This window comes from Arthrobacter pasteuri (assembly GCF_054510955.1).
In genome coordinates, this window is the sequence record NZ_JBTNDO010000006.1 from 19,730 (window position 1) to 38,795 (window position 19,066).

The 19,066-nt window shown below is 70.6% G+C and carries 22 protein-coding genes; 4 read left to right on the forward strand and 18 right to left on the reverse strand.

All coding sequences use genetic code 11. The features are described from left to right. Window positions 1-90: 90 nt before the first annotated feature. Window positions 91-2,634, reverse strand: a complete 2,544-nt coding sequence (gene pheT / locus ACX80H_RS16175; RefSeq protein ID WP_459314432.1) for a phenylalanine--tRNA ligase subunit beta — start codon at window positions 2,632-2,634, stop codon at window positions 91-93. After that, window positions 2,635-3,717, reverse strand: coding sequence for a phenylalanine--tRNA ligase subunit alpha (gene pheS / locus ACX80H_RS16180; RefSeq protein WP_459314433.1), 1,083 nt, complete (start codon window positions 3,715-3,717; stop codon window positions 2,635-2,637). Window positions 3,718-3,909: 192 nt separating this feature from the next. On the opposite strand from pheS, the gene ACX80H_RS16185 reads away from it, so the two are divergent. Further along, window positions 3,910-4,374: a hypothetical protein gene (locus ACX80H_RS16185; RefSeq protein WP_459314434.1), complete on the forward strand. Its 465-nt coding sequence runs from the start codon at window positions 3,910-3,912 to the stop codon at window positions 4,372-4,374. A gap of 4 nt (window positions 4,375-4,378) precedes the next feature. On the opposite strand, the gene pcp is transcribed toward ACX80H_RS16185, so the two are convergent. Next, complete coding sequence (pcp, locus tag ACX80H_RS16190) at window positions 4,379-5,017, reverse strand: pyroglutamyl-peptidase I (RefSeq protein ID WP_459314435.1); 639 nt, start codon at window positions 5,015-5,017, stop codon at window positions 4,379-4,381. 67 nt (window positions 5,018-5,084) lie between these two features. Between pcp and ACX80H_RS16195 the strand changes: the two genes are divergently transcribed. Continuing rightward, the gene (locus ACX80H_RS16195) at window positions 5,085-6,137 is read left to right on the forward strand and encodes an Rv2578c family radical SAM protein (RefSeq protein ID WP_459314436.1); all 1,053 of its coding nucleotides are present in this window, start codon (window positions 5,085-5,087) and stop codon (window positions 6,135-6,137) included. Here the strand turns inward: ACX80H_RS16195 and ACX80H_RS16200 are convergent. The 3 genes from ACX80H_RS16200 to ACX80H_RS16210 form a co-directional block, all read right to left on the reverse strand. Beyond that, a complete protein-coding gene (locus tag ACX80H_RS16200) occupies window positions 6,134-6,607 on the reverse strand; it encodes a (deoxy)nucleoside triphosphate pyrophosphohydrolase (protein WP_459314437.1) in 474 nt (157 codons plus the stop codon). The two genes, ACX80H_RS16195 and ACX80H_RS16200, sit on opposite strands and share 4 nt — an antisense overlap. Window positions 6,608-6,657: 50 nt before the next feature. Further along, the gene (locus ACX80H_RS16205) at window positions 6,658-6,903 is read right to left on the reverse strand and encodes a hypothetical protein (protein WP_459314438.1); all 246 of its coding nucleotides are present in this window, start codon (window positions 6,901-6,903) and stop codon (window positions 6,658-6,660) included. A gap of 114 nt (window positions 6,904-7,017) precedes the next feature. Continuing rightward, on the reverse strand, window positions 7,018-7,185 hold the full coding sequence (locus tag ACX80H_RS16210) for a hypothetical protein (protein WP_459314439.1): 168 nt from the start codon (window positions 7,183-7,185) through the stop codon (window positions 7,018-7,020). Between the two features lie 335 nt (window positions 7,186-7,520). On the opposite strand from ACX80H_RS16210, the gene ACX80H_RS16215 reads away from it, so the two are divergent. Further along, a complete protein-coding gene (locus ACX80H_RS16215) occupies window positions 7,521-8,768 on the forward strand; it encodes an MFS transporter (protein ID WP_459314440.1) in 1,248 nt (415 codons plus the stop codon). Here ACX80H_RS16215 and ACX80H_RS16220 read toward each other — a convergent pair. The 4 genes from ACX80H_RS16220 to infC form a co-directional block, all read right to left on the reverse strand. Beyond that, window positions 8,748-9,701 carry a TrmH family RNA methyltransferase gene (locus ACX80H_RS16220; RefSeq protein ID WP_459314475.1) on the reverse strand — a complete coding sequence of 318 codons (954 nt, stop codon included), beginning with the start codon at window positions 9,699-9,701 and terminating at the stop codon, window positions 8,748-8,750. The two genes, ACX80H_RS16215 and ACX80H_RS16220, sit on opposite strands and share 21 nt — an antisense overlap. Window positions 9,702-9,746: 45 nt before the next feature. Further along, a complete protein-coding gene (gene rplT / locus ACX80H_RS16225) occupies window positions 9,747-10,136 on the reverse strand; it encodes a 50S ribosomal protein L20 (RefSeq protein ID WP_301230091.1) in 390 nt (129 codons plus the stop codon). A 93-nt stretch (window positions 10,137-10,229) separates the two neighbouring features. After that, window positions 10,230-10,424: a 50S ribosomal protein L35 gene (gene rpmI / locus ACX80H_RS16230; RefSeq protein ID WP_133082241.1), complete on the reverse strand. Its 195-nt coding sequence runs from the start codon at window positions 10,422-10,424 to the stop codon at window positions 10,230-10,232. 104 nt (window positions 10,425-10,528) lie between these two features. After that, on the reverse strand, window positions 10,529-11,629 hold the full coding sequence (gene infC, locus ACX80H_RS16235) for a translation initiation factor IF-3 (protein WP_459314441.1): 1,101 nt from the start codon (window positions 11,627-11,629) through the stop codon (window positions 10,529-10,531). A gap of 341 nt (window positions 11,630-11,970) precedes the next feature. On the opposite strand from infC, the gene ACX80H_RS16240 reads away from it, so the two are divergent. After that, window positions 11,971-12,420 carry a DUF1844 domain-containing protein gene (locus tag ACX80H_RS16240; protein ID WP_459314442.1) on the forward strand — a complete coding sequence of 150 codons (450 nt, stop codon included), beginning with the start codon at window positions 11,971-11,973 and terminating at the stop codon, window positions 12,418-12,420. 78 nt (window positions 12,421-12,498) lie between these two features. Here ACX80H_RS16240 and ACX80H_RS16245 read toward each other — a convergent pair whose 3' ends face one another. The 8 genes from ACX80H_RS16245 to ACX80H_RS16280 form a co-directional block, all read right to left on the reverse strand. Beyond that, the gene (locus ACX80H_RS16245; protein ID WP_459314443.1) at window positions 12,499-13,818 is read right to left on the reverse strand and encodes an MFS transporter; all 1,320 of its coding nucleotides are present in this window, start codon (window positions 13,816-13,818) and stop codon (window positions 12,499-12,501) included. 28 nt (window positions 13,819-13,846) lie between these two features. Next, window positions 13,847-14,701, reverse strand: a complete 855-nt coding sequence (locus tag ACX80H_RS16250; protein WP_459314444.1) for an SseB family protein — start codon at window positions 14,699-14,701, stop codon at window positions 13,847-13,849. Next, window positions 14,698-15,456: a bifunctional 1-(5-phosphoribosyl)-5-((5-phosphoribosylamino)methylideneamino)imidazole-4-carboxamide isomerase/phosphoribosylanthranilate isomerase PriA gene (priA, locus tag ACX80H_RS16255; RefSeq protein ID WP_459314445.1), complete on the reverse strand. Its 759-nt coding sequence runs from the start codon at window positions 15,454-15,456 to the stop codon at window positions 14,698-14,700. The genes ACX80H_RS16250 and priA overlap by 4 nt, the downstream gene beginning before the upstream one ends. Window positions 15,457-15,517: 61 nt before the next feature. Next, complete coding sequence (locus ACX80H_RS16260) at window positions 15,518-15,676, reverse strand: CG2302 family histidine operon protein (RefSeq protein WP_459314446.1); 159 nt, start codon at window positions 15,674-15,676, stop codon at window positions 15,518-15,520. Window positions 15,677-15,680: 4 nt separating this feature from the next. After that, the gene (gene hisH, locus ACX80H_RS16265) at window positions 15,681-16,319 is read right to left on the reverse strand and encodes an imidazole glycerol phosphate synthase subunit HisH (protein WP_301230079.1); all 639 of its coding nucleotides are present in this window, start codon (window positions 16,317-16,319) and stop codon (window positions 15,681-15,683) included. Further along, complete coding sequence (hisB, locus tag ACX80H_RS16270; protein ID WP_459314447.1) at window positions 16,316-16,933, reverse strand: imidazoleglycerol-phosphate dehydratase HisB; 618 nt, start codon at window positions 16,931-16,933, stop codon at window positions 16,316-16,318. The genes hisH and hisB overlap by 4 nt, the downstream gene beginning before the upstream one ends. 144 nt (window positions 16,934-17,077) lie before the next feature. Next, window positions 17,078-18,172 carry a histidinol-phosphate transaminase gene (locus tag ACX80H_RS16275; protein WP_459314448.1) on the reverse strand — a complete coding sequence of 365 codons (1,095 nt, stop codon included), beginning with the start codon at window positions 18,170-18,172 and terminating at the stop codon, window positions 17,078-17,080. A gap of 97 nt (window positions 18,173-18,269) precedes the next feature. Beyond that, window positions 18,270-18,767 carry a LysM peptidoglycan-binding domain-containing protein gene (locus ACX80H_RS16280; protein ID WP_459314449.1) on the reverse strand — a complete coding sequence of 166 codons (498 nt, stop codon included), beginning with the start codon at window positions 18,765-18,767 and terminating at the stop codon, window positions 18,270-18,272. Between the last annotated feature and the right edge of the window lie 299 nt (window positions 18,768-19,066).

Below are 19,066 nucleotides of genomic sequence, written 5' to 3' on the forward strand. Positions count from 1 at the left end.
AGGCCCGTCCATCTGGACGGGCCTTCGGTCTGTACCTGCTGCAGTCTTTGCCTGCTGCGTCTTTTCCGGCTGGGTCTTCACCCGCTGCGGTCAGCGCTGGACCGCGCCGAACCGTTCGGCGGCCAGCGCGACCGCGGCATCGCGTGCCGCGCTCGCCTCGTCCGCAGTCAGCGTGCGGTCCGCGGCGCGGAAACGCAGGGCGAAGGCCAGCGACTTCCGCCCCTCGCCGATGCCCTGTCCCGTGTACACGTCGAACAGGCTGACGTCCTCGAGGAGCTCCCCTGCGCCTTCGCGGAGCGTCTCGAGCACGTCCCCCGCCACCACGCCGGACTCCACGACCAGCGCCACGTCCTGGGTGGCCGGCGGATACGTGGACAGCGGCCGGGCGACGATCACGTCGGCAGCGGCGTCGAACAGGAGGTCCGCGTTGATCTCGAGGGCCACTGTGCGCGCCGGCAGGTCCTGCGCGGCGATCAGCTGCGGGTGGAGCTCACCCGCGTAGCCCAGTACCTCTCCGCTGCGCAGCGAGAACTCCGCGGTGCGTCCCGGGTGGAACGCCTGGTGGCTCCCTTGCCGCACGACGACGTCGACGCCGGTGACCCGTCCCATGAGCTGGACGACGTCGATGGCGTCGGCCCAGTCCCAGGAGCGGGGAACGACGCCGGCCGACGGCGTCGTCTCGTGGCCGGTGAACAGCGCCGCGATGGTCAGCGGCTGGTCGGGGATGCCCGCGTACAGCGCGTCGAGGACCTCGTCGTCGGGCCGGATGCCCAGCGGCGGGATGGACTCCGTCCCCAGGGCTGCGCCCGGCAGGAACACCGCACCCGCCTCGAACAGGGCCAGGTCGCGGAAGCCGCGCGAGGAGTTACGCTTCGCGAGCTCTACGAGGCCGGGGAGGATCGACCGGCGCAGGTAGCCGAGCTCCGCGCTGAGCGGATTCGCGAGCTTGACCGACGCCACGGGGGCTCCCTCGTCCGGCGTGCCGAAGACGGCGTTCGCGTGTGCGCCGACGAACGGGTAGGAGAGGACCTCCGTCAGTCCTGCCCCGGCGAGCGCGTTCAGGAGGCGCCGCCGCTGCTGCTGGAGGCGCGTCAGACCACGCCCGGGAGGGGCGACGGGCAGGGTCGAGGGGATCGTGTCGTACCCGACGAGCCGGATGATCTCCTCGGTGAGGTCCTCGCGCGTCTCGAGGTCCGTGCGCCAGCTCGGAGCCGTGACGCGGTAGCCGCCGTCGGCGGTATCCACGGTCGCGCCGAGGTCGGTGAGGGTTCCGCGGATCTGCTCGTCCGTGAAATCGCGGCCGATCAGGCGGGCCGGGAAACCGGCCGCCAGGTCGATGACGCGCGGTGCCGGTGCCTGTCCGACGTCGGTGACGGCGTCGTCGGCAGTGCCGCCGGCGAGGTCGAGGAGGAGTTCGACGGCGCGCTGGGCCGCGACGTCGGCGACGTTCCAGTCCACGCCGCGCTCGAAGCGCTTGGAGGCCTCCGAGGGCAGCCGGTGGCGTCGGCGGGAGCGGCCGATGCCGACCTCCTCGAAGTGGGCGGACTCGATCAGGACGTTCCGTGTCCCGTCCGAGACCTCGGTGGCGGCCCCACCCATCACGCCGGCGATGCCGATGGGCCCCGAGGCGTCCGTGATGAGCAGGTCCTCGGCGTCGAGTGTGCGCTCGCGGTCGTCGAGTGTCCGCAGCGTCTCCCCGGCGGCGGCGCGGCGCACCACGATGTCGCCCGACAGCCGGTCGAGGTCGTAAAAGTGCAGCGGCTGGCCGAGTTCGAGCATCACGTAGTTCGAGATGTCCACCACGAGGGAGATGGAGCGGATCCCGGCGAGGCGGAGGCGTGCCGACATCCACGGCGGGGTGGGGCGCGACGGGTCGACGCCGCGGACCGTCCGGGCGACGAACCTGTCACAGCCGGGCCTGCCGTAGATCGGCGCGGAGTCCTCGAGGCGCACCGGGTAGCCGGCGTCCTGCGCCTGCGGCACGACGACGGCGCCGGCGGGGTCCGTGAAGGCCGTTCCGGTGGCGTGCGCGTATTCACGTGCCACGCCGCGGATGGAGAAGCAGTACCCGCGGTCGGGCGTCACGTTGATCTCCGCGGCCTCGTCGTACAGGCCGAGGAGCTCCATGGCGTCGGTGCCGACCTCGGGGTCCAGCCCGAGCGTCGAGAGCACGAGGATGCCGTCGTGGTCGTCGCCGATGCCGAGTTCGCGCACCGACGCGATCATGCCGGCGGAGACGTGGCCGTAGGTCTTGCGCGGGCTGATCCGGAAGTTCCCGGGCAGCACGGCGCCGGGCAGGGTCACGACGACCTTGTCGCCCTCGACGAAGTTGTGGGCGCCGCACACGATGCCCTGCACGCCCGAGGGGTCGATGCCGTCGCCGGTGAGGGTCTGCTCGGCACCCTCGGGCACCACGCGGACCTCGCACCAGTTGATGGTCTTGCCGTTGGACTGCGGCTCCTTGACGAGGCTGAGGACCTGGCCGACGACGACCGGGCCCTTCAGCTCATCGGTGGGACGATGGACGTCCTCCTCCTCCAGGCCCACTTTCACGAGCTCGGCCATCACGTCTTCCGCGGTCGCATCCGCGGGCACGGCTGCGTACTCGCGCAGCCAGGACAGTGGGATTCTCACCTAGATCTCCATCCCGAAGTGTTCGCTGAAACGTACATCGCCCTCGATCATGTCCCGCATGTCGCTGACCTCGTTGCGGAACATGAGTGCCCGCTCGATCCCCATGCCGAAGGCGAACCCGGAGTAGACGTCCGGGTCGATGCCCGTGGCGCGCAGGACGTTCGGGTTGACCATGCCGCAGCCACCCCACTCGATCCAGCGGGGGCCGCCCTTGGCGCCCGGGTGCCAGATGTCGAGCTCCGCGCTCGGCTCCGTGAAGGGGAAGTAGTTGGGGCGCAGGCGGACCTTCGCCTCGTCGCCGAAGAGCTGCCGCGTGAAGTGCTCGAGGGTACCCACGAGGTCGGCCATGGTGAGTCCCTTGTCGATGGCGAGGCCCTCGAACTGGTGGAACACCGGGGTGTGGGTCGCGTCGAGCTCGTCGGTACGGAACACCTTCCCCGGGCACAGCACGTAGATCGGCAGGTCGCGCTCGAGCATGGAGCGGACCTGCACGGGCGACGTGTGGGTCCGGAGTACGAGGTGGGCTTCGGGAGGCTCCACGAAGAAGGTGTCCTGCATCTCGCGGGCGGGGTGGTCCGGCTTGAAGTTGAGCGCGTCGAAGTTGAACCATTCCGACTCGAGTTCGGGGCCTTCGGCGATCTCCCAGCCCATGCCGACGAAGACGTCGCTGACGCGCTCCTGCAGCGTGGACAGCGGGTGCCGTGCTCCGGCCCGGCGACGGCGGGGAGCCGCCGTGACGTCGACGGCTTCCTCGACGAGGATCCGGGCGTCACGCTCGGCTTCGAGTTCGGTGGTCCGGGCGGCGAGGGCCTGGTTGATGCGGCCGCGGGCCGGGCCGATGTTCTTGCCGGCGGCGGACTTCTGCTCCTTCGGAAGCGCACCGATCCCCCGGTTCGCGAGGCTCAACGGCGACTTCTCGCCGGAGTGCGCGATCCGGACCGCCTTGAGCGCGTCGAGGTCGGCTGCGGCTGCGATGTCCGCGAGCGCGGCGTCGACGGCAGCGGCGACCGACGAGGCGTCCAGCGGATCGGGGACCTGGGCATCGGGGCTGCCGGGCCCGGCGTGCTCTGGGGTTTCGGACATGGGGATTGCTTACCTTGCACTCTCGGATGTGCGGCGGGCGGCGTGCACGCCGCGCCGTGGACAGGAAAACGCCGGGTCGCAGCGTGGCGCACCGGCGGATCAAGTCTAGGCGACCGGTTCGGCGGCGCTCCACCACGACAGGGTAGGCCCGTCCGCGGGACGGGGTGAGCGGGGTCCCCATACGATGACGGCATGAACCGCAGGCTCGTGCCGTTCCTCAACTGGATCAACCTGTCGACGCCGTGCGGCCTCGCCCTCGCCGCCCTGACCGGCTGCCGCGTCTCGGCCGGCCCCTCCGGGGTCCTGCTCGCCGAGGGGTACAGGGGCCGGCTGCCGAAGGCCCGCGCCTTCACGGTGGGCAGCGTGGTGCTGCTGCGGGGACACGTGCCCCAGGGCTTCCCCGCGGGGTTCACCCGCCTGCTGGAGCACGAGGCGCGCCATGCACGCCAGTACGCGGTGTTCCTCGGGCTGCCGTTCCTTCCCGCGTACCTGCTGGCGGCGGCGTACTCCCTCCTGCGGACCGGGGACCCGGCGTCGCGCAACCCCTTCGAGCGGAGGGCGGGACTGTCCGACGGCGGGTACCGGGAGCAGCCGCTCCGGCCGATCGGAGCAGCAGTCGGCGCCGTCCTCTCCACCCGGAAGGGGCGGCGCTCCTAGACGCTCAGTGCTCCGCGCCGGCAGGAACCCGCACGTCGGACGTCCTGCCCGCGGTGGTGGTCGCGATGGCCGCGAGGGCGCTCGCCATGTCCTCGACGGCGAGGCCCGGCTGCCGGTTGGCCTCGCCCTGCTCCGTCGAGTACGGCACGTGGATGAAGCCGCCACGGGTTCCCGGACGGGCCGCGAGGAGGTCCATGAGCCCGTAGAAGACGTGGTTGCAGACATAGGTGCCCGCCGTCTGCGACACCTCGACGGGCACGCCGAGGCGCAGAACGGTCTCACGGCACGCCTTGAGAGGAAGGGTTGAGAAGTAGGCGGCCGGCCCGCCTGGGACGACGGGCTCGTCGATGGGCTGCCGGCCGGCGTTGTCGGGGATCCGTGCGTCGTCCACATTGATGGCGACGCGTTCGAGGGAGATCCGTTCGCGCCCGCCGGCCTGTCCCACGCACAGGACGATCCCTGGCCGGACCCGCTCCAGGGCACCTTCGAGCACGTCGATACTCGAGCCGAAGACACAGGGCAACTCGACGGCCACGGCCTCGTGCCCCTGCTCGGTCAGGAGCCCGGCGGCCCGCCGGACTGCGGACCAGGACGGATTGGTGGACTGTCCCCCGAAGGGTTCGAAGCCTGTCAGCAGGATCATGCTCCCAGCCTAGGCGTGCCGTCGAGGCACCGTGACACCGTATTAGTACGCGTGTTCTAATGGCGGTATGCGGTGGGAAGGCCAGAAGATCAGGGACGACGGCGGAGCTGAATCCGCCCTGCTGCCCCTCGCGGGGCTGGTGCGGACCGTCCGGACCCCGGAGTTCGCCGGGATCACCTTCCACGAGGTGACCGCCAAGTCAGTCCTCAACAGGGTGCCCCCCACGTCGTCGATGCCGTTCTCCTGGACGATCAACCCCTTCCGGGGCTGCTCCCATGCCTGTGTGTACTGTTTCGCCCGGAAGACGCACAGCTACCTCAACCTCGACACCGGGCTGGATTTCGATGCGCAGCTCGTCGTGAAGACCAACGCGGCGGAGGTGCTCCGCCGCGAACTGGGCCGCCCGTCCTGGTCGCGCGAGCATGTGGCCCTAGGGACAAATACCGATCCCTACCAGCGGGCGGAGGGCCGGTACACGCTGATGCCGGGCATCATCTCGGCCCTGGCCGATTCCGGCACGCCCTTCTCCATCCTGACGAAGGGCACCCTCCTCGCCCGCGACATCCCGTTGCTGAAGGCCGCTGCGAAATCGGTGGGCGTCGGGATGGGCATCTCGCTCGCACTCGTGGATCCGGTCCTCGCCGAGGCGATCGAGCCGGGCACCCCTGCCCCGCGGGCCCGGCTCGCCCTCATCTCGCGGCTGCGCGAGGCAGGACTGCCGTGCGGGGTGATGGCCATGCCGATTCTGCCCTGGCTCACGGACGGCGACGAATCGCTCGACCGGCTGTTCGGCGAGCTGGCGGCGGCAGGAGCCACCGGTGTGACAGCCGGCCCCCTGCACCTGAGGCCGGGCTCGCGCGAGTGGTTCCTGCAGTGGCTCGCCGCCCACCATCCCCACCTCGTCCCGAAGTACGAGGCGCTCTACCGCGGCGGGAGCTACGCGTCCAAGGAGTACCGGGACTGGCTCTCGGGCAGGATCCGGATCTTCCGCCGCAAGCACGGACTCGCGGCGGGCGCGGGCTTCTTCCGCAACCTGTCCGCGGGCAGCGGGCAGGAGCCGGTTCCGCCGGCCGGCGCGCCGGCCCCTGCGTCCCGCGCCGTCCAGGCATCGCTGTTCTAGCGCAGGCTTCCTCCGCCGGCCCGGACCTGCAGTCCTGACCTGGCTCTCAGCGCGACGAGGATGGGGCGGTCGGCGGGAATCCAGGGCAGGGCGTCCAGCTCCTGGGCGGGGTGCACCGGCACCCATCGCAGTTCGTCGTGGTCCTGCAGCGGCGCTGCGTCGCCGGCGGACGCCTCCACGAACCAGACACGCATCGCAGCCACTTCGTTGAGCGGCCAGCCCTGGGCGTGCGGACCGGGAATCTCCTCACCGAGGCGTGCCTGGATCCCGAGTTCCTCCTCGAGTTCACGCCGCAGCGCGGCCTCGCAGGTCTCCCCAGCCTCGACCTTCCCGCCGGGGAACTCCCACATCCCGGCGAATTGCGGCGGTGCCGTCCGCCGCGCCACGAGCAGGCGGGTCGGATGGTCGAGGGAGTCGACGACGGCTCCGCCGACGATCTGGCGGAGCTGGTCCGCTGCTGGTTTCGTCACCCGCCGAGTCTATCGACGCCGTCGTCCTGCCTCGGTCTCCCCCGGTGCTGTCAGCTCTCCTCGGGTGAGGCGAGCTTGCCGCCCGCGGCCGTCTGGTGTTCCGGGTTGTCCCCGCGCCGGTACTCGCCGTGGGGGCTCAGTCCGGGGACCTGCTGCCCTGCGTTGAGTTCCGTCGAGGTGTAGGTCTCCTCCGTGAATTCCGCGGCGCTCTCGGCCTCGGGCTCCTGCGGCAGGTTGATGTCCTCACGCAGGTGCTCGCTCTGCGGCAACTGAAATGAATGCAGTGTCCAGCCCATGGTTCGATCCAATCATCCGGTGGTGCGTTGTTCCAGCCTTCGGCCCGCGTGCGTGCGGCCTTGACGGTCGCACATCTCCTCAGGTGGTCGTCGCGCGGCCCCAGCCACCCGTCCTCACGAGGCTCCGGCGTGCGGGCCGGGGTGCCGCCTCGTGCCCGTCTTGATCTGCTCCTGCTCGATCTCGCAGGTGAGACGATCATCCGTGCACTGGCCGAAGGCCTCCTGGCCCAGCGGCACGGGATACCCGGTCCCGGCGTCCACGAGGAGGAACTCCTCCTCCACGCCGAACGTCCTATGACTCCACCGCGCGCGTCGACGGGTGTGCTGCCGCTGCGCGCGACGCTGCGGGCCGGACGGTTGATTCCATGGGGGAACTCCTAAGCAGAAGAATCGACTGGCCGCTGCTCAACCCACGTCGTCCGTCAACCGTAGGAGGGCTGATCATCATGCCGCAAACTCCGGGAGGCGTTGTTCGTGGTTGCATTTCGGGGAGCGATCGGGTCATCACCTAGGCTGGAAGGCGACGACGTCGTCCGCGTCGCCGTCCCCTTCCGCCCGCTGCAGGGCGCTCCGGCGACCGATCCCCGTCCCCGACCGATCCCGCCGCTAGGACACCCATGACTTCCTCCGCTCCCCCGTCCGTCCCGCTCCAGCGCCTTCCGGGCCGGCGGCTGGCCCTGGCCATCGGCGCCCTTGCCGTGGGCGGCTTCGCGATCGGGACCACGGAATTCACCATCATGGGCCTGCTCGAGGAGATGCGTGCGGACCTCGGCGTCGACTACGCACAGGGCGGCCACGTCATCTCCGCGTACGCGCTGGGCGTCGTCGTGGGAGCACCGGTCCTCGCGACGCTGGGTGCGAAGAAGCCCCAGCGCACGGTGGCGCTGGCCCTCATGCTGGTCATCACTCTCGCCAACCTGTCGTCCTTCTTCGCCTCGGGCTTCGGCTGGATGCTCGCATCGCGGTTCCTGTCCGGCCTGCCGCACGGCGCCTACTTCGGCGTCGCCGCAGTGATCGCGGCGTCTCTCGCCGACCCGGCGAAGCGCGGCCGGGCGATCTCGATGGTCATGCTCGGACTCAGCATCGCCAATGTGGTCGGAGTCCCGTTCGCCACCTGGCTGGGACAGCAGTTCGGCTGGCGTTCGATGTTCCTCCTCGTGGGGCTGATCGGGGCCGGCACCCTCGTCCTCATCAGGACCCTCGTGCCGGTCGTCCCCGTGCGGCCCGGGGCGAGCATCCGGGGGGAGCTCGGCGCCCTGCGGCGCCCGCAGCTCTGGATGACCCTGCTCATCGGCATCGTGGGCTTCGGAGGGTTCTTCGCCGTCTACTCGTACATCTCGCCCGTCATGACGGAGGTGGCTGGCGCGGACGCGGCGGTCCTGCCGCTCGTCGTCGCGCTGTGCGGGGTGGGCATGGTCGTCGGCAACGTCCTGGGGGGACGACTGGCGGACAAATCCATTCTGGGAAGCATCTACGCCGTGATGGCGACGATCGCGGCCGTGCTGCTGCTGTTCCCCCTCGCCGCCACCAGGCCGTGGAGCGCATGCCTCCTCGTGTTCCTCGTCGGGGCGACAGGATCGACGCTCATTCCGCCCCTGCAGGCGCGCCTGCTCGACGTGTCACCCGGTGCACCGTCGCTCGCGTCCTCGCTGAACCACTCCGCGCTGAACATCGCGAACGCCCTGGGAGCTGCCCTCGGCGGTGCCGTCATCGCCGCGGGCTGGGGCTTCACCGCCCCGGCGCTGGTAGGAGCGGCACTCGCCGTGCTCGGACTCGGCGTCGCCGTCCTCAGCGGGTGGCTGGACCGCCGCGGCCAGGGCCGGGCTGCCGCCGGCACCGTGGCCTCAGCGCTGCGCGCGGGCTGAGGCGTAGAGGCACACCGTGGCGGCCGTCCCGACGTTCAGGGATTCGGCGCTTCCGTAGATGGGGACCGCCACGCGCGCGTCGGCGCGGGCGGTCACCTCGCCGGGAAGCCCCTGCGCCTCGTTGCCGAAGAGCCAGGCGCCGGCGTGCTCGAGCCGTACCGTGCTCACCGACGGTCCGGCAGCACCCTCGTCCGACCCGGTTCCGGATCCCTCCCGGCCGTCGTCGTCGCCCGAACCGAACCTGCGCGCCGCGCTGGCGTCCTGCAGGTCGTCCAGGTTCGTCGCGCCGTAGCCGTCGGCCGCCAGGACCGTCAGCCCTGCCTCCCGCAGCCGGTCGATCAGCCCGTCCAGCTCGACCCCGATCACGAGGGGGAGGTGGAACAGTGAACCGACGGTGGACCGTACGGTCTTCGGGTTGTAGGGGTCGACGCTGGCACCCGTCAGGATGACCGCGCCCGCTCCCGCCGAATCGGCGGCGCGGATGATGGTGCCGGCATTGCCCGGGTCCCGGACCTCGACCAGCACGGCGACGAGGCGCGGACCCGCGGCGAGCATGTCCTCAAGCGGGACGTCGACGAACCTGCAGACCGCCACGAAGCCCTGGGGGGTGACCGTCGACGACATCGCCGCCAGCACCTCGGGGGTCACCCGCCGGAGGGAGGGGGCACCCTCGCGGTCGAGGAGAGCCCCGATATCGGTGTGCCGTTCGAGGGCCTCCGCCGTCGCGTACACGTCGACGACGACGCCGTCCCTGCCGGCGTCCTGCCGGTCGAGGTGCAGTCGCACGGCCTCCCGCACGGCCTGCGGCCCTTCGGCCAGGAACTCCCTGCGCCTTAAACGCGACGGACGCCCGGCCAGGCGTGCCACTTCCTTCACCCGGTCGGCCTGGGTGTTGGACATCAGTGGCGCCTGGGGGCGTCCGTGTGCGCTCATCATGTATCGGTGCGCGGGCCGGAAGGCCCGCAGCGTCCGATGGTCCTAGGCCGAGGCCTTGAGCGGAGCCGACGTGTCGGCCGGCAGGGAATCCTTGGCGATCTGGACGAGGGCCGCGAAAGCAGCGCCATCGGTGACGGCAAGGTCCGCGAGCATACGGCGGTCGACCTGGATCTCGGCGGCCTTGAGGCCCTGGATCAGGCGGTTGTAGGTCAGGCCGTTGGCGCGGGATGCAGCGTTGATGCGCTGGATCCAGAGGCGACGGAAGTCACCCTTGCGCTTGCGGCGGTCACCGTAGCTGTAGACGAACGAGTGGAGCAGCTGCTCCTTCGCCTTGCGGTACAGGCGCGAACGCTGACCGCGGTAACCCTTGGCGCGCTCGAGGATGACCCGGCGCTTCTTGTGGGCATTGACTGCCCGCTTCACACGTGCCACGTGCGTACTCCTTTTGTTCTTCTTCGGTCACGGCCGCAGCCGCAGCGCCGCACTGATCAGTGCGTGCGCTTTCCCGAGGGGGTGGATTGGTGGTTAGACGCCCAGCATCTTCTTGATGACCTTGGTGTCGGCCTTCGAGACGATCTGGTCGCTCGCGAGACGGCGCGTCACGGTCGAGGACTTGTGCTCGAGGTAGTGGCGGCGGTTGGCCTGCTGGCGCTTGAGCTTGCCGCTACCGGTCAGCTTGAAGCGCTTCTTGGCGCCACTGTGGGTCTTCATCTTCGGCATGGGGACCGATCTCCTTTTGATAGCCGGGGCGGGTGCACCCGGAGTTCGGCACCCGAAGGTGCCTGCTGGTGTTCGAACGTGCCCGGAAGGGCAGGGCCGGGGCCCTAGTCCTCGGTTCCGGGCTTCGTACGGCTGGTCGGGCTCTTGGGCGCCGTCCTGCCGGCAGGCTTGGGCGTCGCCGACGGTTTCGGCGCTCCAGGCTTGGGCATGGCCGAAGGCATGGGGGCTGCGGACGGCTTCGGTGCCGCTGCCGCCGGCCTCGGGACCGGCGCCGCCGCGGGACGTGGTGCCGGTGCAGCCGTCGCCGGCCGCGGCGCCTGCTGTGCCGGTCGCGACGCAGCGGGACGCTCGGCCGCGGGCCGTGGGGCCGTCGACCGCGGAGCGGAGGACGTCCGGGCCGGAGCCGACGAGGTCCGCGCCGGAGCAGCCTTCGGTGCCGGAGCGGCGGCCGGGGCTTCCGTCGCCTGCGGAACAGCCGTGGGCTCCGCGACGGCTGCCTCCGGGACCTCCACGGCGGCGGGTGCTTCCTGGACGGGAGCCTCCGGCGCGGCGGCCTCGGGCTCGCTCGTGATCGAGTAGCCCTCGGGCAGCAGGTCCGCGAGGGACTGGGTCAGCGGGGCAGTGCTCGCCCGGGAGGTGTCGATGCGCTTGACCTCTCCCCCGGCCTTCACTGCCTCGTTGGCAGCCTTCGCCTCGGCCCGCTGCGTTTCCCGGCGTGCCTCCGCCTTCGCTTCGGCCTTGTTCTTGGTCGGGCCGATGACCATGACCATGTTGCGGCCGTCGATACGCGGCGACGACTCGACCACACCGACCTCGGCGACATCCTCTGCGAACTTCTGGAGCAGGCGGATACCCATCTCCGGACGCTGCTGCTCACGACCGCGGAACTGGATCATGGCCTTGACCTTGTCACCGGCGCCGAGGAAGCGCATGGCGTGCCCGCGCTTGGTCTCGTAGTCATGGGTGTCGATCTTGAGGCGGAACCGGATTTCCTTCAGGACCGTGTTGGTCTGGTTCTTCCGCGCCTCGCGGGCCTTGACGGCCGCTTCGTACTTGTACTTACCAAAATCCATGAGCTTGGCCACCGGAGGCTTCGCCTGCGGTGCTACCTCGACAAGATCCAGGTCGGACTCGGCAGCAAGTCGGAGCGCGTCCTCGATACGGACGATTCCTACCTGTTCGCCGGCAGGTCCGACCAACCGCACCTCGGGAACGCGGATACGATCGTTGATTCTTGGCTCGCTAATGTGTGACTCCTGTGGATTCTCAAACCGGAACCGCCTGCAAACGAAAGAAGGCCTCCCATTGCATGCGCAATCGAAGGCCTCGGCAGCCGGTTCAGGGCGGTCGGCGGAAGCGTAGGCTTCCCGCGCGATCGTTCGCAGGACCGACCAGGTGACCCGGCTACCTGCAATGCGGCCAAGGGCTGCACCAGGCAAACGCGGGTGGGAGAGGACTCCGCTTGCATCCCGGTCCGTTGCCGCCGGCTCCTCGAAGGAGCACAGCAAGTAACAGCGACCGGTTGGTCTATGCCAAGCTTACCAGTATGAACACCCCACACGACAATCCGCAGCACGCCTCCGACGACGGGCCCGCCACGTCCTCCCGACGCAGCTTCGCGGAGGAGCAGGAACACGCCGCCGGCCCCTCGGCGGCCGAGCAGGACGTCCGCCGGCAGATGCGCGATATCTCCGAAGTGGCCGCCGTGGAGGTCATCGTAACCTCGGCGGTCCACCTGATGAGTGCTGCCGCCGTCAAGTGCGGGCTCGGGCACGAGGAGAACGCCGAGCAGCTCAAGGACCTCGACGAGGCGCGCAAGCTGATCACCGCCCTCGCCGGGTTCGTCACTGCGGCCGCGCCGGAGATCGGGTCCCAGCACGCCGGTCCCCTGCGCGACGGGCTCCGCTCGCTGCAGCTGGCCTTCCGGGAGGCCTCGATCATCCCCGATCCTCCCGGGCAGGGCCCCGGCGAGAAGTACACGGGCCCGGTCAACTGACCCGATAGTCCCGCCTCGCGCCCCGGGGCCGAATGCGCCGCACCGGATCCCGGTGCGGCGCATTCGTGTTCCCGGCACCTACACCCGGCGGGCCGCCCGCTCGGGATCGGCCGCCGGCTGCCGACCCAGGCCGCGCGCCGCGAACCCGGCCGCACCGATCAGCGCCGAGACGACCGCCACCGTGATGAAGCCGCCCCACGGGCCCGTGGTATCGATGAGGACGCCCGCCAGGGGAGCGCCGAGCGCGACACCCGAGGTCAGCGCCGAACCGTACCAGCCCATCGCCTCGCCCCTCCTGTCCTCTGCGACCAGGTCGGCGACCTTCTCCGAAGCGGCCGAGAGCACCGGCGCGCACAGCAGGCCCGCTGGGATCGACAGCAGGGCCAGCGACAGGGTGCTCTCCGCGAAGGCCATCGGCAGCGTCAGCAGCCCCATGCCGATCAGCAGGAGCGACGGCGGTACCGGTCGGTGCAGTGCGCCGTAGAGGAGCCCGCCCACCACGGATGCGGCGCACCACGCCACGAAGACGAGGCCGAGCTGGCCCTCGTTGCCGGAGAGCTCGAGCGTGGCGACGATCCCCACCTCGGAGCCCGACAGGACCAGTCCCGCCCCTGCGGCGATGACCATGACCACCACGAGCGGCACGGTCAGCCAGGGGAAGGCCCTGCTGATGCCGCGGCGGAGCAGCGAGGGGCCGCGGCGGCCCCCGGGTGCAGCATGGTGGGACCCGGTGGTGTGGGAACCGATGAGGTCCGCGGCGGTCTCGCCGATCCCCGCCGGCGCCACTGCAGGGACGGTCCCGTCGTCGGGCAGCTGCTCGGACCGCGTGGGTGGGTTGAACCACATGAGGAAGAGCCCGGCGCAGGCCGTGGCGAGTCCCACCAGTGTCAGGCCGAGCACGGTGGAGACCTGGGTGGCCAGGACGACGCCCACCGCCGGCCCTGCCATGAAGATCACCTCGGTGGCGATCGCATCGAGCGTGAACGCCGTCCGGCGCCGGTCGCCGTCGACCAGGACCCCGAGCGCCTGGCGGATGACGGAGAACGCGGGAAGGGTGAAGAGGCCGCCGACCAGCGCGGCGACGAGCAGCCAGTGGTAGGGCAGGTGCGGAGCGACGGACCAGATGACGGCTTCCGCGATGACGGAGGGAAGAAGTGCGCGGCGCAGGCCGGCGCTGTCGATGCGCCGGCCCCGCCAGGGTGCACCGGCGGCGATACCGATGGTGACGATGGCGGCGACGGCTCCCGCTTCGGCGTACCCCCGGTCCAGGGTCTGCACCACGTGCAGCGTCAGCAGGACGCCGGCCGCCGAGTGCGGGAAGCGGGCGATCATCCCGACGATCAGCAGCGTCCGCACGGAGCGGACGCGCAGCAGGTCCCGGTATACGGCGAAGTTCACGACCAGTCCTTCTTCGCCGACGGCTGCGTCAGCGGGTGAGTTTGATGTCGAGCGAGTCGACGCGTTCCACGAATTCGGTGAGGTCCAGGAGCCTCGCGCGGAAGGCGGACACGGCGTTCCGCACCTCTTGCGGAGAGAGCCCCGCGCGGAGCTGCAGGTCCATGCGCAGCTCGGGGCCCGGTCCCCCACCGGAGGCAATGCTACCGCCGGCCGACCGCGTGAGGACGCCGGCCCCTGGCCTCAGGGCCACGGAGAGGATGTCCTCCCCCTTCCCTGCCGCGACCTCGACGAGCGACGCCAGCACCGGGTCCTCGTAGGACGGAGTCCACTCGGCCTGCTGGGCCAGCGCCCACACGGCCGGACGACGGACGACAAACGTCACGTCACCGCCGGGGTCGAGCACCAGGAGCTCCGCCTGCTCGGCCGCGGCGGCGAGGGCCGCACGCGGGGCGTAGGCCGCCACGGGCCGCGCGTCGCGGTGCCAGCGCCCGAGCGCCTGCGTCGAGGAGAACACCGGCAGGGCCTTCCGGCCGTCGGGCGCCGTCAGCGTCACGAGGGCCATGTCCGCCTCCTTGTCGGCCTGCAGACCGGAGGGAGTGGCCCCGCCCTCCCCGAGCTGGGCCACGATGGGGATGAAGACCCGCGCGGTCCGGAGGGCGGCGAGGACGGCCCGTTCGTGCGGTCCCGGCTGGTCCGCCGGCCCCAGGAGTCCTGCCACCGCGGCGGCCAGCCGCGGGTCCGCGGCCCCGTCGTCGTCATCGAAGGAGTGCAGCGGGTTCTCCGGACCGGAGAGGTCCCGCCCGGCCCAGGGCCGGCCCGCGGAATCGGCGGTGTTGCCTGCCAGCGCCGCCGCGATGTGAGCGGGCAGCTGCCGGCCGGTCACGCGTCCGCGGCGGGCAGTCCTGCCACGTCCAGTGCCTGCGGCAGGGTGAAGGCACCGGCGTACAGGGCCTTTCCGACGATCGCTCCCTCGAGCCCGAGCGGCACCAGGTCGCGCAGTGCCGCGATGTCGTCGAGGCTCGAGATGCCGCCCGACGCGACCACGGGACGCATGGTCTTCGCCAGGACCTCCTTCAGGAGCTCGATGTTCGGGCCCCTCAGCGTGCCGTCCTTGGTCACGTCCGTCACGACGTAGCGTGCGCAGCCGGCATCCTCGAGGCGCTGCAGGACCTCCCAGAGGTCCCCGCCCTCCTCGGTCCAGCCGCGCGCCGCCAGCGTGGTGCCGCGGACGTCGAGTCCGACGGCGACGGCGTCGCTGTAGCGCGCGATGGCGAGTTCGGTCCACTCCGGGTTCTCGAGCGCGGCGGTCCCGAGGTTGACGCGGGTCGCACCGAGTTCCAGCGCGGCGTCCAGCGACGCGTCGTCACGGATACCGCCGGAGAGCTCGACCTTGATGTCCAGGTGCTTCACCACGCGCTCGAGCAGGTCCCGGTTCGAGCCCCGGCCGAAAGCGGCGTCCAGGTCCACGAGGTGCACCCACTCCGCGCCGGCCTCCTGCCAGGCGAGCGCGGCGTCGAGCGGGTCGCCGTAGCTGGTCTCGCTGCCCGCTTCGCCCTGCACCAGGCGGACGGCCTGGCCGTCGGCGACGTCGACGGCGGGAAGGAGTTCGAGCGTGGGTGTTTCGGAGAAGGGGCTCATCGTCTGCTGTGTCTGCTTTCGTAGGTGCGGCGCGGGCCGCTGGGTCGGGTGCGGGGTCCGGCTAGTCGCCGGGAAGGGTGAACAGGTAGGCGGCGAGCAGCGAGAGTGCGGCCAGCACCAGGAACGCGGTCCACACCCAGCGGGGGAATTCCTGGCTGCGCAGGGAGAACGCTCCGCCGATGAGGAGGCCTGCGGCTCCCATGAGCACGAGGCTCAGCATCCGCTCACCGGAGTCCTTCGATCCAGTTCCTCAGCAGCTGCGCTCCCGCATCCCCGGACTTCTCCGGGTGGAACTGGGTGGCGCTGAGCGGGCCGTTCTCGACGGCGGCGATGAAGGGGCCTCCGTGGTCGGACCAGGTGACCTGCGGCGGCTTCATGGCCGGCTGGGTCACGTCGAAGGACCAGTCCTGGACGCCATAGGAGTGCACGAAGTAGAAGCGCTGGTCCCCGATGCCGTCGAAGAGGACGGAGTCCTCCGGCGGCTCCACCGTGTTCCAGCCCATGTGCGGCACGACGTCCGCCTTCAGCCGCTCGACCGTCCCGGGCCACTCCCCCATGCCCGGAGTGCGCACACCGTGCTCCACGCCTTCGTCGAACAGCACCTGCAGCCCCACGCAGATCCCGAGGACAGGGCGGCCGCCCGCCACGCGCCGCCCGATCATGCGCAGCGCGTCGACGTCCTTCAGCCCCTTCATCACGGCGGCGAACGCACCGACGCCGGGCACGAGCAGTCCGTCCGCGGTGAGGACGTCGTCGGGCTTGGCGCTGAGCACGACCTCCGCGCCGACGTGCTCGAGCGCGCGCACGACGGAGCGGACGTTGCCCGATCCGTAGTCGAGCACGGTGACGGTACGCGCGGTCATAGCGCTCCCTTCGTGGACGGGATGCCCTCGACCCGGGGGTCGGGCTCCACGGCCGCGCGCAGCGCGCGGGCAAGGGCCTTGAACTGGGCTTCGACGATGTGGTGCGGGTCCCGCCCCGCGATCACGGTGACGTGGAGGCAGATCTGTGCGTGCAGGGCGATGGCCTCCAGCACGTGGCGGGTCAGGGACCCGGTGAAGTGCCCGCCGATGAGGTGGTACTCCTGCCCCGCGGGCTCGCCGCCGTGCACGAGGAACGGGCGGCCGGAGATGTCGACGACGGCGTTGGCCAGGGCCTCGTCCAGCGGGACGGTCGCCTCGCCGAAGCGGCGGATGCCGGCCTTGGTGCCCAGGGCGAGCCGGAGGGCCTCGCCGATCGCTATGGCCGTGTCCTCGACGGTGTGGTGGACGTCGATGTGCGTGTCACCGGAGGACCTGATCGTCAGGTCGATCAGCGAGTGCTTCGACAGCGCCGTGAGCATGTGGTCGTAGAAAGGCACCGTGGTGTCGATCGACGAGGTACCGGTACCGTCGAGGTCGAGTTCCACGAGGACGCTGGACTCGCTCGTGACGCGCTCGATGCGGGCCGTGCGGCCGCGGGCGGCATCAACTGTCATTGCATTCCTTCTGTGCGCGTCCGGGCTTGCCGGACGCTGATCGACGGGCGGGCGACGGGGGGTCGCGGGTGGTCCCTGCACTCCAAGTCTAGGAGAACAGCACCCGGCGCCGGTGCAGGGAGCCCTGCAGGGAAAGGGGACGTGCTACAGCAGTTTCCTCAACGCAGTGAGGAACACCGTGGTCTCCTCCTCTGTTCCCGCGGTGACCCGCAGGGACCCCGGGATGCCGACGTCGCGGATGAGCACGCCCGCCTCCAGCAGGCCCTTCCACACCCGGTGGGGATCATCGAGACCGGAGAAGAAGACGAAGTTGGCGTCCGACGGGGCCGGGGTGAGCCCGAGCTCGGAAAGCTCCCGCACGATGCGGTCCCGCTGCACCTTGATCGCCTCGACGTTGGACAGCAGCGTGTCCGCGTGGGTGAGGGCCGCATTGGCCGCAGCCTGCGTGATGGCGGAGAGGTGGTACGGAAGACGGACCAGCCGCAGGGCGTCGGTGACCTCCGGCGCGGCGGCGAGATAGCCGATCCTCGCCCCCGCCAGGGCGAATGCCTTGCTCATCGTGCGCGAGACGAGGAGCCGCGGGCGCCCGGGGAGCAGCGTGAGGGCGCTGGGCGTCCCCTGCTGCGCGAACTCGCCGTAGGCCTCGTCCACGATGATGATGGCCCGCGCTTCCTCGCCGGCCTCGTAGGCGGCCTCGATCACGTCGAGGCCGAGGGCGGTGCCGGTCGGGTTGTTGGGCGAACACAGGAAGACGATGTTGGCGGCCGACTCCCGCACGGCGCGGGCGGTCGCCTCGGGCGTCAGGGAGTACGCGGAGCCGCGCTCGGCCGTCACGTACCGCGTGCCCGTGCCGCTGGCCAGCAGCGGGTACATGGAGTAGGTGGGAGGGAACCCGAGCGCCGTGCGCCCGGGTCCACCGAAGGCCTGGAGGACCTGCTGGAGCACTTCGTTGGAGCCGTTCGCAGCCCACAGCTGGTCGGGCGTCAGTCCATGGCCCAGGTAGTCGGCGAGGTTCTTCCGAAGCTCGCTGAACTCGCGGTCCGGGTAGCGGTTGAGGCCCTGCGTCGCCTCCGCCACCGCAGCGACGATGGCGGCGTGGACATCGGCGGGGACGCCGTGGGTGTTCTCGTTGACGTTCAGCAGGATGGGTACGTCCAGCTGCGGGGCGCCGTACGGGTGCAACCCGACGAGGTCATCACGCAGGGGAAGGTTCGCTAGGGCGTCGACGGAGGATGGCACCCTTCGAGTTTAAGGGATGCCGACTGTCTCAGCTAACGACGCGTCGCGGGCGCCATGTCCACCACTCGGCTGTCCCTCGGCTGCCTGCCCCCCCCGACTATCCCCCGGCGGGGACCGCGATACTCTGCCCTGCCCGGACGAGGGAGGTGTGCAGGTCGTTGAGTTCCACCATCTCCGCCACGACGTCCCGCGGGTCGCGCTCCGGGGCGTACTGGACGGCGAGGTCCCACAGCGTCTCCCCCGCGGCGACACTCACCTCGACCGTCGACGAGGATGCGGGAGCCGACTCCCCGGCTCTGGCCTGCGACGTCAGGAAGGCGCCCAGGAGGATCAGGGCAGCGACGCCCAGCGCGATCGGCAGGCCGACCAGCAGCAGACGTCCGCGTCGCGTCAGGGTCAGGGCGTGCCCCGCACTCCGCTGCGTGGAGGTGCGGGACGCATCCGGCTGAACGGGTGCCGACTGCATCAAACCGGACGCCGATCGGAGGGACGTCACGGAGGTGGAGCGAGGGACGAGCCGGAGACGGGCCTCGGAACGAACGGGCGCCAGTGCCCACAGCGCGGTGCTGCCGTGCAGTGCCGGTGCTTCAGCCATTGCCTTACCTCTTTCCCTTCGAATGTTCTCCTCGGACGACCCGTTCGATTCGAACACGCGTTCTATTTCCACGATGCCTATTTCTAGCACTGACCGACGACCGTTGTCGAGACTCGCTCGAACATATGTTTGATAACTGCGCCCGTCTGTCCTAGCGTGAACAGGACAGGACATCACCGGCGGAAGCTGCCGCTCCAGGCAGGCGAGCCGGTGATGTATCTCAGACAACCACCCGCCTCTGACAAAAAGCCTCCGGGTGACCGGCGAAGCCGGGAGGCGGACAACATGGGATCTGCAGT